The 14,125-nt window shown below is 66.2% G+C and carries 10 protein-coding genes and 1 pseudogene; 6 read left to right on the top strand and 5 right to left on the bottom strand.

What is annotated here, in order from left to right; all coding sequences use genetic code 11:
• Nucleotides 1-13: 13 nt before the first annotated feature.
• Nucleotides 14-628, bottom strand: a complete 615-nt coding sequence (locus tag OIE68_RS08550) for a helix-turn-helix domain-containing protein (RefSeq protein ID WP_327098843.1) — start codon at nt 626-628, stop codon at nt 14-16.
• Nucleotides 629-842: 214 nt separating this feature from the next.
• Between OIE68_RS08550 and OIE68_RS08545 the strand changes: the two genes are divergently transcribed.
• Complete coding sequence (locus OIE68_RS08545) at nt 843-1,391, top strand: TetR/AcrR family transcriptional regulator (RefSeq protein ID WP_327098842.1); 549 nt, start codon at nt 843-845, stop codon at nt 1,389-1,391.
• Nucleotides 1,392-1,489: 98 nt separating this feature from the next.
• On the opposite strand, the gene OIE68_RS08540 is transcribed toward OIE68_RS08545, so the two are convergent.
• Nucleotides 1,490-3,346, bottom strand: coding sequence for a Na+/H+ antiporter (locus tag OIE68_RS08540; RefSeq protein WP_327098841.1), 1,857 nt, complete (start codon nt 3,344-3,346; stop codon nt 1,490-1,492).
• A 137-nt stretch (nt 3,347-3,483) separates the two neighbouring features.
• Here OIE68_RS08540 and OIE68_RS08535 point away from each other — a divergent pair, with 137 nt between their 5' ends.
• From OIE68_RS08535 to OIE68_RS08515, 5 genes are all read left to right on the top strand, one after another.
• Nucleotides 3,484-4,374, top strand: a complete 891-nt coding sequence (locus OIE68_RS08535; protein WP_327098840.1) for an alpha/beta hydrolase — start codon at nt 3,484-3,486, stop codon at nt 4,372-4,374.
• Between the two features lie 42 nt (nt 4,375-4,416).
• Nucleotides 4,417-5,040: a TetR/AcrR family transcriptional regulator gene (locus tag OIE68_RS08530; RefSeq protein WP_327098839.1), complete on the top strand. Its 624-nt coding sequence runs from the start codon at nt 4,417-4,419 to the stop codon at nt 5,038-5,040.
• 204 nt (nt 5,041-5,244) lie between these two features.
• Entirely contained in the window at nt 5,245-6,216 is a 972-nt protein-coding gene (locus OIE68_RS08525) for an enoyl-CoA hydratase/isomerase family protein (RefSeq protein ID WP_327098838.1), read from the top strand.
• A 69-nt stretch (nt 6,217-6,285) separates the two neighbouring features.
• Nucleotides 6,286-8,574 (top strand): molybdopterin-dependent oxidoreductase, encoded by a 2,289-nt coding sequence (locus OIE68_RS08520; RefSeq protein WP_327098837.1) that lies wholly within the window; start codon nt 6,286-6,288, stop codon nt 8,572-8,574.
• 137 nt (nt 8,575-8,711) lie between these two features.
• Nucleotides 8,712-9,098: a hypothetical protein gene (locus tag OIE68_RS08515; RefSeq protein WP_327098836.1), complete on the top strand. Its 387-nt coding sequence runs from the start codon at nt 8,712-8,714 to the stop codon at nt 9,096-9,098.
• Between the two features lie 162 nt (nt 9,099-9,260).
• Here OIE68_RS08515 and OIE68_RS08510 read toward each other — a convergent pair whose 3' ends face one another.
• The 3 genes and pseudogenes from OIE68_RS08510 to OIE68_RS08500 all read right to left on the bottom strand — a co-directional run.
• On the bottom strand, nt 9,261-11,465 hold the full coding sequence (locus OIE68_RS08510; protein WP_327098835.1) for a molybdopterin oxidoreductase family protein: 2,205 nt from the start codon (nt 11,463-11,465) through the stop codon (nt 9,261-9,263).
• Between the two features lie 323 nt (nt 11,466-11,788).
• Nucleotides 11,789-13,732, bottom strand: coding sequence for a glycoside hydrolase family 15 protein (locus OIE68_RS08505; RefSeq protein ID WP_327101612.1), 1,944 nt, complete (start codon nt 13,730-13,732; stop codon nt 11,789-11,791).
• Nucleotides 13,733-13,774: 42 nt separating this feature from the next.
• Nucleotides 13,775-14,039: pseudogene (locus OIE68_RS08500) on the bottom strand (helix-turn-helix domain-containing protein); the annotation flags it as partial.
• Nucleotides 14,040-14,125 lie beyond the last annotated feature (86 nt).

Here is a 14,125-nt window from a genome sequence, read left to right as displayed (position 1 = left end):
CTTGCTCCAGGTGTTATTCAGGTGGGCCGACCGCGAGCACCGCGCGCACGGCGGCGCGAAGGTGTTCGCGGGCAATGGGTTTCGTGATCCGGTCGCGGCGCAGCAGGATGCCGGTCGGCAGATCGACGACGCAGGTGGTGATCACGTCGACCGCGGCGGCGTCGCCGCGGCCCCACAGGGCACGTGACAGCCGGATGAGCAGTCGCACCAGCGCGTCATCGGTTCCGGCGAGTTCGGCGACGACCTGTTCGGGCAGTTCGTCGCCGAGCAGTTCGTCACGTGAGACGGTCAGCAGCAGTTTCGAGGAGTCCGGGTATCGCCGCGCGAACTCCACCGGCGTCTCGGCGGCGGCCACGACCGCCTCGAGCGCGTATGGGGTGTCGTCGTTCGCGGCGAGATGCGCCTCGACCGATTCGGTCTGCATCCGCAGAAACCGCCCAGCCGCCCGTAACCAGCTGCGCCCGAGCAGTTCCGCGCGCGAGCCGAAGGTGTGATAGATCGCGCCGTTGGACACGCCGGTGGCCGCCGCGACGGCGCGGATGGTGACCGCTGCCGGACCCGAGCGCACCGCCAGCGACTCCGCGGCATCGAGCACGGTGTCGGGGTCATGGGTCCGTGGGCGCGGCATGCCACGACTATAACAGAGCAATTGCTCTGTAATGAATCGGCAGCACCCTGGCAAACCCTCTTCCGCTATGCCACTGCACGTTTCGCCCGGTCACGGGTACTTTCGCGGCGCGGCGACGCCGATGCGTGGACTTCGTTACGTTTCCGCGCGACGGAGATACGATGAGGTACTGTCCGGTCCACCCTGCCCGCACGAACAGAAACGGCGCCTGCGAATGTCACGAGTGGTCACCAAGGAGCAGTACTTCGACACCGCTCTGGAGGTCTTGGCCGAACTCGGCTTCAAGGGCCTCAATATCGGCGTGCTGTGCCGCCGCCTCGGTGTCACCAGCGGCTCGTTCTACCACCATTTCGGTAGCTGGCAGGGCTTCGTGGACGCGCTGCTCGAGCATTGGGAGAACCGCCAGGTCATCATTCTGCGCACGCTGAACTTCAACCAGGGCAATCCCGACGACGACATCCGCGCCATGTCCGACCTCGCCGCAGGCCTGCACCACGCCGCCGAGGCCGCGATCCGTGCCTGGGCCGGCAATGACGAATCGGTGAATCTGGCACTCAAGCGGGTCGACGAATCGCGCCGCCGCACCGTGCACAAGGCGATCAAAGGCGTTGTGGGCGATGAGGAGACCACCGCGGTGGTCACCGCGCTCGGCATGTCGATGCTGATCGGCTACCAGCAGATCGCCGCGGGCGGGGAGGACATTTCACTGGACCAGCTGCTGGCCCAGTACGCCCGGTTGATCTACTCCCACACCCGCCGCTGACCACCCCGCCGCTCGTGCGAGCAGGAAACGGTCGGCGAGGGTAGTCGAATGGTGGCAGTTGGTGGGTTCGGAGACCGCCGAATGATTACCATCGGCGGTCAGCCCAGGAGTTCGTCGATGTAGCACCAGCGCCAGGCCTCGCCGGGTTCGACGCTGCGCATGACGGGGTGGCCAGTGCCGGCATAGTGTTTGGTGGCGTGATTGCCCACCGAGGAGTCGCAGCAGGCAATGTGCCCGCAGGACAGGCACATTCGCAGATGCACCCAGGTGTATCCCTCAGCGATGCATTCCTTGCACTCGTCGGGTTCGGTGGGCTCACGCACCAACGGCGCGGACTCCAGATGCGCGCAGCTGTCGGCCGCCGCCGGGGCAGCGAGCGGTTCGACGCGTTCCTCTTCGGTTTCGTCGAAGCGGTCGATCATCGATTCCTCGAGATCGAGCCGCGACAGCACGTACTGCAGGATCTCGTAGTCCGCGCCGCCCGAATCCCGCACGCGCAGTACCGTTTCCCGTTCCGCGCGCAGCATTTCCAGCCGCAGTCGCCGATATTCGGCGGTCGGTGTCGCCAGTTCCGATTCCGAGCGGCCCAGGCGTTCCCAGGCCGCGTTGGTCTTCCAGGTGACCCGATCGCGCAGTTGTTCGACGACACCCGGCGGCGTATCAGGGGTGATGTGCTTGTCCAGTTCGGCCAATCCGGCCGCGGTCGCCTGCTGCAGCAGATTCGCCTTCTGCAGTGCGTTTTCCGCGCGACTCGGGCCGCGCACATGTAGCCGCCGCACCACCCACGGCAGCGAAGTACCTTGCAGTAGTAGCGTTCCCGCGACCACGACGAGCGCGAGCAGTTTGAGCACCGGCAGTTGCGGGTTGTCGGGCAGCAGCAGTACCGCAGCCAGAGTGACCACGCCGCGCATGCCGGCCCACGACACCACCACCGGATGACTCAGCGGCACATCGGCATTCGACAATCCGAGCTTGCGCGAGAGCAACGCGACCGGGAACACCCACAGCGGCCGCGACAGCATCGCCGCCAACATGACTGCCACCGCCGCCACGATCAGGGTTCCGTGGTCGAGGCCGCTGTTCCACGCGCCCTCGATGATGGCGCGCATCTGCAGCCCGATCATCAGGAAGACGACGCTCTCGAGAATGAATTGGATGGTGCGCCAATTGGTGCGTTCGGCGATCCGGGAGGCGGCGCTCTGCCACACCGGCGCACCGTGACCCAGGACCATGCCGCAGGTCACTACGGCGATCACACCGGAGGCTTCGATCCCCTCGGCGGGCAGATAGGCGACGAATGGCGCCAGGAACGACAGCGTGGTGTCCAGCACCGGATCGGTGATCCGCCGGCGCAGCATCGCCAGCAGATAGGCGACCACGATGCCCACCGCCGCACCACCGCCGGCGGCGAGCAGGAAGTCACCCCCGGCCTTCCATACCGACACCGTGCCCGCGGCCGCCGCGATCGCGGTGCGCACCGTCACCAGTGCGGTCGCGTCGTTGAACATCGACTCGTCTTCGAGGATGGTGACGATCCGGCGCGGCATGCCGATGCGCCGCGCGATCCCGGTCGCGGCCACCGCATCCGTCGGTGCGACCACTGCGCCCAGGGCCACCGCTAGCGCGAACGGCACCGGCAGCAGCCACCACACCACCGCCGCGACCGCGAACGTGCTGAACAGCACCAGACCCACCGACAGCAGCGCGATGGTGCGCGCATTGGCCCGGAAGTCGACCAGCGAGGTGCGAATCGCCGAGGTGTAGAGCAGCGGCGGCAGGAAACCCAGCAGGATGACTTCGGGATCCGGGTGGACCTCGGGAACGTGCGGCAAATACGACGCGACCACCCCGGCCAGCGTCAACACCAGCGGTTCGGATATCCCGAACCGTCGCGCGAGCGCCGCGAGCGACGCCGCCGACGCGACTAGAACAACGAGGCCGATCGCGACATGCACAATGGCATTCTCGCAGAGCAAACACCTGGCTCGAAAAGACCATGCGGTACGTGACACGGACAGTGTGGTTCGCTTCCCCCGAATGGCTGTGGCGGTAGCGTTCGCGCGCAATAGTTGTCGGCACGAAGGAGGTAGACATGGAAGAGTTTGCGTCCTGGCGGGCGATGGGTCGGCGGCACACCCACCGCGGCCATCAGATCTTCTGGCAGGACAGCACCGGTGACGGTGCCGGAAATCTGCTCTGTATCCACGGTTTCCCCACCGCGTCCTGGGACTGGCATGCGGTATGGCCGGGTCTGCGCGAGCGGTTCGCGCGGCTGATCGCCCCGGATATGATCGGCTTCGGCTGGTCGGCCAAACCCCGCAATTACGAGTACCGGATCGCCGATCAGGCCGATATCCACGAGAATCTGCTGCGTGAGCAGGGGATTTCCCGCACGCACATCCTGGCCCACGATTACGGCGACACCGTCGCCCAGGAGTTGCTGGCCCGCGACGCACAGCGCCGCGCCGACGGCGACGAATCCCTGGTGATCGAATCGGTATGCCTGCTCAACGGCGGACTGTTCCCCGAGACCCACCGTGCACGCCCGGCGCAGAAGTTGCTGGCGAGTCCGCTGGGACCGCTGTTCGGGGTGCTGGGTACCGAGCGGGTCTTCCGTCGCAGCCTCGCCGGGGTCTTCGGTCCCGATACCCGCCCGAGTATCCACGAGCTCGATCAGTACTGGATCCTGTGGTGCAGTAAGCACGGGAAGAGCAACGGGCACAAGCTGATTCGCTACATGGGTGAGCGCAGGGCGAATCGGGAGCGCTGGGTGGGCGCGCTGGTCGACACGCAGGTTCCGGTCCGGCTGATCGACGGTCTGCTCGACCCGGCATCGGGTGCGCACATGGTGCGCCGCTATCGGGAGCTGATTGCGGATCCGGATGTGGTCGAGTTGCCGAAGGTCGGGCACTACCCCCAGCTCGAAGCCCCTGGGGAGACCTTGGCCGCGGTGCTGGATTTCCATACCAGCCGTGTGCGATAGACGGACACCCCAGGGTTATGGGGTGTCCCATACTATGGCTACATGGCAGCGACACGCCGATCGAATAAGGAGGCTCCGGCGCGCCCGCGGCAGCGTGACGCGCGCCGGCGGATGATCGAGGGCACCATCGAATCCCTGCGCATTCACGGTGCGAGCGCCACCAGCGTGGACCGGGTGCTGGCTGATACCGGTGCGCCCCGCGGGTCGGTCTATCACCACTTTCCCGGCGGTCGCACCCAGCTGATCACCGACGCGCTGAGCGCGGCCGGTGGTTCGATGTCGGATTTCATCGAAACGATCACCCGCGAGAACGATCCGACCACCGCACTGGATATGTTCGTCGCGCTGTGGCGACGGACCCTCGTCGACAGCGACTACCGCGCGGGCTGCCCGATCTTCGCAGTCGCCGTCGAAACCAACGACGACGCACCGGAATTCGCGGCATCTGCCGCCGCGATCTTCGCCCGCTGGAATACCGCACTCACCGATCTGCTCAGCCATCACGGCCTCGACCCGGTGCGCTCGCGGCGCATGGCCACTCTCACCGTCGCCGCTGTCGAGGGGGCGATCGCGCTGTGTCGCGTCGAGCGGGCCACCACGCCGCTCGAGGACACCGTCCGCGAATTGCAAGCTCATCTGACGACCGTCCTCAGCGCTTCCGAGTAGCGCCTGATCGACCCGTGAGGTGGGTCTTTTCCGGCCACATTCGGCAGTTCAACCCCGCGAAGAAGGCACGCTCGGAGCCGTTCTTCCGGCCACGGCGGAACGTTTCGACAGGACGTGCCCCTTGACATCCCGATTATGGTGGAGACCATAATCAGCGTCGGGTGCAGGTTCCACCGCGCCCACCACGGACCCGAGGAGACGCCGATGTCGCGAGCAGCCGAGCTCGACCTGGAGACGATCGACCTGGCCCGGAACGGGAGAGTGCTCACCGCGACCATCCTCGCCCCGCCACTGAACTTCGTCACCCCCGCCGTCGTACGGGATCTGGACCTGCTGACCACGGCGGCCGATACCGATGACACGGTCGGCGCGATCGTACTCACGGGCGGCCTGCCAGGGCGGTTCCTCACCCACGCGGATCCGAGCGCGCTCACCGGCATGCTCGCGATGCCGCATCCGTTCATCCCGGCCCGCGCGGTGGCGCCGCTGATCCCGATGCTCAATACGAGCCTGCGGGTACCGGGTGCGGCGCAGATGCTGGAGCGGTTCGGTGGCGGTCTCGGCACCGGCATGGTGTGGGGCTACCGCTGGAAGCGAACGACCCTGCGGATGAACCGATCTCGCGTGGTCTATCTGGCCGCCATCAATGGTCCCGCCCTCGGCGGCGGCCACGAGATCGCCCTCGCCTGCGATATCCGGTATGCCGCCGACGCCGAGCACGTCGAACTCGGTCAGATCGAATCGATCGCCAATCTCATTCCGGGCGGCGGCGGAACCCAGCGCCTGCCGCGGCTGATCGGCGCGGCCAAGGCGATCGAACTGACTCTCGAAGGTGGACCGCTCAGCGCACGGGAGGGCCTGCGCTTGGGCCTGGTGCACCGGCTCACCGCCGAGGACGAGTTGCTCGCCGAAACCGAGGCCACCGCGGCGCGTCTGGCCGCGCGCAATCCGGTCGTCATCAAGGAGCTCAAGCGCGCCATCTATTTCGGCACCGACAGGTCGTTGTCGCGCAGCCTGAATCACGAACTCGCCGCGTTCCTGTCCACCGGCAGCAGTAAGGCCGCCACACGCACCCAGGATGCTTTCTTCGACGATCTCGACCGGCTCGGCGACACACCGTTCCTGGCCGAGCCGAAGGCGTGGATCGACGGCACTCGCGTCGACCAGACCAGTTGATCCCGCATCCATATTTCGACAGGCGGTTTCGCTTCCGCTCTCGATCAACGACAACTCAGAGGAGCATCGATGAGTACCGCCGCGCAGCAAGGTGGCCGAGCCGACAACAGTGCGCGGCCTAGACGCAATGGTGCTGCGGCGCAACAGGAATGGCATAAGACCGCCTGCATCCTGTGTGAGAACAACTGCGGCCTGCTGATCCAACTCGACGGCCGCAGCTTCGCCAAGATCCGCGGCGACAAGGACCACGTCGCCTCGGCCGGATACACCTGCAACAAGGCGCTGCGCCTGGACCACTACCAGAACGGCGGCACCCGCCTGAGCTCCCCGCTGCGCCGCGAGACCGACGGCAGTTTCACCGAAATCGACTGGGACACCGCGATTTCCGAGGTCGCCGCGCGCCTCGGCGAAGTCAAGAACACATACGGCGGCGACAAGATCTTCTTCTACGGCGGCGGGGGACAGGGCAACCACCTCGGCGGCGCCTACAGCGGCGCCCTACGCCGGGCGCTGGGCAGTCGCTACCGCTCCACCGCGCTCGCCCAGGAGAAGACCGGCGAGGGCTGGGTCGACGCGCATTTGACCGGCGGCCACACCACCGGCGATTTCGAACACGCCGAGGTCTCGGTCTTCCTCGGCAAGAACCCCTGGCAATCGCACGGTGTGCCGCGCGCGCGCACCGTCCTGCAGCAGATCGCCAAGGACCCGGCCCGCACCATGATCGTGCTCGATCCGGTGCGCACCGAAACCGCCGATCTCGCCGATATCCATCTGCAGGTCCGCCCCGGAACCGACGCGTGGTGCCTGGCCGCGATGCTCGCCGTGCTGGTGCAAGACGATCTACTCGATCACGCATTCCTTACCGAACACGCCGACCAGGTCGACGCCGTCACCGCGGTGCTGCGCGATATCGATATCGCGTCCTATGCCGAAACCTGCGGTGTGCCGGTGGCATTGCTACGCACCGCCGCCCATCGAATCGGCACCGCGAGCAGTGTCGCCACCTACGAGGACCTGGGCGTCCAGCAGAGCCCCAACAGCACCCTGATCTCCTATTTGAACAAGCTGCTCTGGCTGCTCACCGGAAACTTCGCCAAACCCGGTGCCATGCAACCACATTCGTGGATGGCGCCATTGGCGAGCTATAGCCGTGACATCAAACGCAGCCCGGTGACCGGCGCACCGATCCTCGGCGGCATGCTGCCGTGCAATTCGATCGCCGAGGAAATTTGCACCGATCACCCCGACCGGTTCCGGGCAATGATCATCGAATCCGCGAATCCGGCACACTCACTCGCCGATTCGGCCGCCTTCCGTGCCGCACTGGGCGCACTGGATCTGGTGGTGGTCATCGACGTCGCGCTCACCGAAACCGCACGCCACGCCGACTATGTGCTGCCAGCGGCCAGCCAGTTCGAGAAGTGGGAGGCCACCTTCTTCAATCTGGAATTCCCGCACAACACCTTCCATCTGCGCGCGCCGGTACTCGAACCGCTACCCGGCACATTGCCCGAACCCGAGATCTACGCGCGCCTGCTCCGTGAACTCGGTGTCGTCGGGCGTGCCGAGCTGACGGTACTGCGGACCGCCGCGAAACTCGGCCGCCGCCCCTACGCATTGGCCTTCGCCGCACTGTTGGCTGTGAACAAGAAGATCGGCGGACTCGCCCCCTACCTGCTCTATGAAACCCTGGGCCCGACGCTGCCCGATGGTGCGCGTTCGGCCGCTGTGCTGTGGGCGCTTGCGCAGCGCGTCGCGAAGGTGCACCCCGCCGCTATGCGTCGAGCGGGTCATCCCAATGCCGATGCACTGTTCGACGCCATCCTCGCGGGCCGCTCCGGCGTCACCTTCACCGTCGACGACTATCCGCACGCCTGGGACTATGTGCCGCACCCGCGCATCCCGTTGGCAATCCCGGAATTGCTGCACACGCTGCGCGAACTCTCGACCACGCCCGCCACGCACACCAGTCCCGAATTCCCCTTCGTCCTGTCGGCCGGGGAGCGACGTTCCTTCACGGCCAACACCATCTTCCGCGACAACAGCTGGCGTCGCCGCGATCCGGAGGGCGCGTTGCGCCTCAGTCCCGACGATGCCACCGCCCTCGGTCTCACCACCGGCGAGCGCGCCCGCATCACCACCCGGCGAGGCAGCGCCGTGGCCGCGGTCGAAATCAACGACCGCATGCGGCCCGGGCACGCCTCGCTACCCAACGGGTTGGGCCTCGACTTGCCCGATGGCACCCGCACCGGTGTGGCCGCGAATGAGCTCACCGATGCCGGTTGGCGCGATGCGATTGCCGGAACGCCGTGGCACAAGCATGTTCCGGCCCGCATCGAACCGCTGCGCGACGTGTAGCTTTTCGCCCAGATCGGACAAATACGACGCCCGCGTCGGCGCTGATTTCGACCGACGCAACGCCGGGTATGTGAGCAACCGAACTTCGTGACGCTCCACTGCTTTTCGCGCACATGGCGACACCGTACAGTCGGCCCATGGTTTTCCGGCTCGAGCTGCAACCTGCCCCACCCCTGCACCTGACCCCCAACTGCGTGGTGTACACCGGAACGGTGCGACTATTCGTCACCGGCACACTCATCCACACCTCCGGAGCCCCCGCCGAACCGTTCGGCTTCTTCCTCCCGAACACCCGCCCCCTGCCCGAGGACGCACCCGAACCGAACCTGTGGGCGGAAATGCATCTGATGACCGCCACCGCGGCCGCGGCATCCGGAAACTTCCCCTTCGGCATCACCCACACCCAGGCCGCCTACGTCCCCGACCCACGCGCCGGCCTGCACCGCTGGCTCCACCTCACCGCCGCCGCCCACCCCGCCAGAGAACTCCGCCTCGGCTACCGCGTCACGGCTCAAACGCCCTGATCGGCACGACGGCGTGCACCGAGGTGCGACCGCATCGACCGATCCGCGCGCCGGTCAACCCGTGACATTGAATGGCCGTGGGCCCACGTGATCGGCAGACTTCCTGGCCGGGACCGCCGGGCAACGGCAGCACCCGGCGCGCATTCCACGGGCAGTGCACTCCTACGAAGTCGGCGCAGGCTCGCGATCGACATCCGCTGCCGTCGGCGCGGGGGACGCCGGAGTCACTGTCACCCACGTGTTGTTGACCGCCGCATTCCCGGAGAAGGTGTCGGTGAGCGACGGATCGTGCAGCAGATTGACATTCGCACCAGGGAGAGATGCCGCCACTTGCCAGCCGACGCCGGGTTCACGGTGCCCCCAGCCGTGCGGGATGGCGATGGTGCCGCGGCGGATATCGTCGCTGACCTCGAGGGTGACCACGATCGAGCCGGTGCGGGAGGTGACCGCGACGGGTATGCCGTCGATGAGGGCGCGTTCGGCGGCGTCGGCGGGATGCATGAGGGCGGTGCAACGGTCGCGGCCCTTCACCATGGACGGGACATTGTGCAGCCAGGAGTTGTTGCTGCGCAGGTGGCGGCGGCCGATGAGTTTGAGGTCGTAGCCGTCGGCGGGCGCGGTCAGCGCATTGCCACGGCGCGCGTCGTCGAGCAATTCCCGTGCGGCCGCAACGAAATCGGCGGCCGCGAGATGGACTTTGCGATCCTTCGTCCCGATCAATGCGCGCAATCGCGGCTGCAGCGGACCGAGATCGATCCCCCCGGCCGCGGCGCGCACCTTCGCCACGGACAACCCCTTGCGGCCGCGCCGCAGCACCCCGTACGGGCCTGCGGCCACCCCAACGGTCGTCAACCGCATCGGACTGAACTGCTCCAGAAGCGCATTGACCGCCCGTGTGGTGAACCGACGCGCAGGCAGCGGCACGAGCTCGGCGATCAACCGCGCCATGATCTGCCAATCCTCGAGTCCGTCGGCCGGAGGTTCGAAAACGCGGGCGTCGTAACGCAGATTGTTCCGCACACTGAACACCGGGAACAGAATGTTCACATCCTCGCGCTCCAGCGGGGAGATCGGCGGCAGGATGATGTCCGCATGCCGGGTCGTCTCGGTCACGTACATATCCACGGCGACATAGAAATCCAGCGAGTCCAGCGCGGCGTCGAGTTTGCCGCGCTGCGGTGTCGACAGCACCGGATTACCAGCGTAGGTGATCATCGCGCGGATCTGCCCAGCGCCCTCGGTGAGGATCTCATCGGCCAGCACCGCGACCGGCAGTTCCGAGCGAAACGATTTGTAAGTGCCGGAGCGGTCCGTCCACGCCCCGTAGCCCACCGGCAGATATTTCCCGAACCGCGGCGCATCGATCGGCGGCGTCGCGAACATCTGCCCGCCCGGCCGATCCAGATTCCCGGTGACCGCGTTGATGGTGTTGACCAACCAATGTGTCAGCGTGCCGGTCACCTGGTGGCATATCCCGATCCGGGCATACAGCAATGCCGAATCCGCTGCCGCATGCTCGCGCGCCAGCCGCCGAATCGTCTCGGCATCGACACCCGTGAGCGGCGCGGCGAGCTCCGGTGTCACCTCGGCGACCAGCACCCGCAACTCCTCCCAGCCGGTGCACTGCGCGCGAATCCTGCTTTCCGCACACAGGTTTTCGCTGACCAGCACCTGCAGCATCGCCAGCAGCAGATACACATCACCACCGGGTGCGATGGCCACATGCTCGTCGGCCAGGCGCGCGGTCTCGGTCCGCCGCGGATCGATGACGACCACTTTCCCGCGCTTGCGCACGTCTCGAATGCGCTGCTTCGCATTGGGCATGGTGGTCACCGATCCGTTCGATACCGCCGGATTGGCGCCCATGATCACGAGTCGATCGGTGCGATCGATATCGGCCACCGGCATCAATACATTCGATCCGAACATCCGCCACGCCACGAACTCCTGCGGAAACTGGTCGATCGAGGACGCCGAAAAGAAGTTCCGCGTCATCAGCACCGTGCGCAACAGCGCGCCGTAGATCACCGACGAGCTGTGTGCCGCCGGATTTCCCAAATACATTCCGATCGCGCTGACCCCGTGCGCGTGGCGCACCTGCCGCAGCCGCCGCCCGATCTCGGTGAACGCCTCGTCCCACCCGATCGGCTCGAACCGGTCACCGACCCGGCGCACCGGCGTGCGCAACCGATCCGGATCATGGTGCAGCCCACCCATCGCCGTCGCCTTCGGGCAGATGTACCCCTGCGACAGCACATCATCCGGATTGCCCTCGATCCGGGTGACCTGATCATCCTCGACGGTCACCAGAATCCCGCAGTGCGCCTCACACAACGTGCATTGCCGAGCGACGGTGGTAGCACCCATCCCGTGTTCCTCCACACCATTGAGAGAGTTACCGTCTCATCGTAGCGGCGTCTACCGTTTCGGGTATACGGTTCCGATCGAGCCCGGCCCGCGGATTCGGCCGTGCGCGCGGGATCGGTTGCCGCAGGCGTCGATCACGGCCCCGCCGGTCCCCGACACCGAACGGTATCGATCGAAATCTTCGGAAGTTGTTATGCACGAATAGATTTCGTGCCGAGGTCGGACTGCAAGCCGAGCCCTCCACCGCACTCTGGACCAGCGGCGTTGCGACTGGCGGCATTTCGAGGGCGATCGTCACGCGAAACCCGGCCGCAGCATCACGGTCAGCGGTGCATATATCCCAGCGTGAATGATGCATCGTCGAGTCGTGGGGCGATCGATTCCCCGCCGAGCGCCTCCCGCAAGACGGCTTGTTCATCCTGGATGACGTGCATTACGGCGTTGATCAGGGCGAGGTGGGTGAACGCCTGGGGGAAGTTGCCCCAGTGTCGGCCGGTTCGGGGATCGATTTCCTCCGCGTAGAGGCCGAGAGGGCTGGCATAGGCGAGCAGTTTCTCGCACAGCTGTTTGGCTCGTGTCTTCTCGCCGATCTCCGACAGCGCCGAGACCAGCCAGAACGAGCAGATCGTGAAGGCACCCTCTTCCCCTGCACAGCCATCATCGGTTTCACCGACGCGGTACCGCAATACGAGGCCGTCTTCGGTCAGTTCGTCCGCGATGGCCAACACCGTGTTGCGTACCCGGTCGTCGTCTGGTGGCAGGAAACGAACCAACGGGATCAGCAGTGTCGAAGCATCCAGCGCCGTACTGCCGTAGTACTGGGTGAACACCTGCCGGGAATCGACCGCATTAGTGCAGATATCGGCGCGGATTTCGTCCGCGGCCTGTTGCCAACGATGCGCCCGTTCGAAGTCCTGATGGATGCGAGCCAGCCGGGCGCCGCGATCGGCGGCAACCCAACACATCACCTTGCTGGAGGTGAAGTGCTGGAGCTCCCCGCGTACTTCCCAGATGCCATGGTCGGGCTCGCGCCAATAGGTGAGGGCGCTTTTGACCGCCCGGCTCAGCACCAACCAAGCTCGTGCGTCGATTCGGTCCTGATTGCGCGCGTAGAGATAGACCGCGTCCAGCGCAGCACCCCACACATCGTGCTGACGCTGCCGGTATGCGCCGTTGCCGATGCGCACGGGGCGCGCATTTTCGTACCCGCGCAGGTGGGTGAGGGTCTGCTCGGTGAGGTCGCTTTCGCCACCGATGCCGTAGACGATCTGCATATCCCGGACGTCTTCGGTCAAGCTGATGATGTAGGAGAAGAAGTCGTTCGCCTCCCAGCTGAAGCCCAGTGTGTACAGGCCCCACAGCGCGAAAGCGGAGTCGCGTATCCACGAGTAGCGGTAGTCCCAATTGCGTTGTCCACCTGGCGTTTCGGGTAATGATGTGGTGGCGGCGGCGCTGATGGCGCCGGTGGGTGCGAAGGTCAGCCCCTTGAGGGTCAGCGCACTGCGGGTGAGCTGGGCAGCCCACGGATGGTCCGGAAACCGCCCACCGGCCAGCCAGTGCCGCCAATGATGGATTGTCCGCAGCATCCGTGCATCGGCCTCGTCAACGGCGCGAGGCGCGTCGCGACTACCCCACGAGAGCGCGCAAAAGCGTGTGTCGCCCGCCTTCAGCAGGGTGCGGGCCAGCGCATGCGTACCTTCCAGCCCCAATCGCATGTCGGTGCTCAGCGTCAGCTGCAAATCGATCCCGTCGGCGCCGGCCTGCGCGGTGTAGTAACTGTCGAGGTACTCCCAATGCGCGCGATGCCTGCCGTAGTCGAAGGCCGGCTGGCAATCGAGCACAAACTGGATTTGCCCGGTCTCGCAGTGCACCGTCCGCAGCAGAATGTGCTCGGCGTCGTAGTCGGTCGGGGTTCGACGATGGGCGCTGCGGCCGGGTACCTGGTGTCGCCAGGGCCCGACCAGCAGCACATCGCGGACCGTCGCCCACCCTTCGCCACTGCGCCAACTCGTCTCCATCACCATCGTGCCGGGGACATAGCGGCGATCGGTGGGCACCATGAAGTCGGCGGGGGCGAACCGAAACGAACCCGCGGAACGATCGAGTACGGCTGCGAAGACACTAGGGGAGTCCATGCGAGGTAGACACATCCATTCGACGGTTCCGCTGGGGGCGATAAGTGCGGTGACCTCGCAGTCGGAGATGAAACCGTAGTCGTCGATGCGCGGGAACGCCGTGAGCAGCGGCGTGCGTTCGATGTCGTCCATGTGTTGCTCCTCTGCTGGGCTCAACTCCACAACGTCACGTGCACGTCGGCCGTGCGCCGCCTCGGTCACCTCGATGGCTGTCCGGCGCTGCGGTCCGAGAATCCGCCCGGCCAGCCCAGCGCAGCCCGCCGGGCGGGAAAGCCGGACCCGCCGCCGCGCGGGTGAACAGCGAGGCGTCGAACTCCTTGTGCAGCCGGGCGATGTGCGTCGCGAGACCGGCGCCGGACATCCCCAGCTCGCTGGCCGCCGCATAGACGGAGCCGAGCCGCACCACGGTCGAATAGGCCCGAAGCTGGGCGGGCGTCACAGTCCGAGTCTACTTTGGAGGAATACACAGCGCCGACAGCCGCATCGCGTCTCGACGCAGCATTCAGGACGTGGTCACGGATCTGA

Origin of the sequence: Nocardia vinacea (genome assembly GCF_035920345.1) — a bacterium.
In the GTDB taxonomy this organism is placed as follows: Bacteria; Actinomycetota; Actinomycetes; order Mycobacteriales; family Mycobacteriaceae; genus Nocardia; species Nocardia vinacea_A.
Note: the sequence above shows the minus strand (reverse complement) of the source record. Positions and strands in the feature narration are given on the sequence as shown.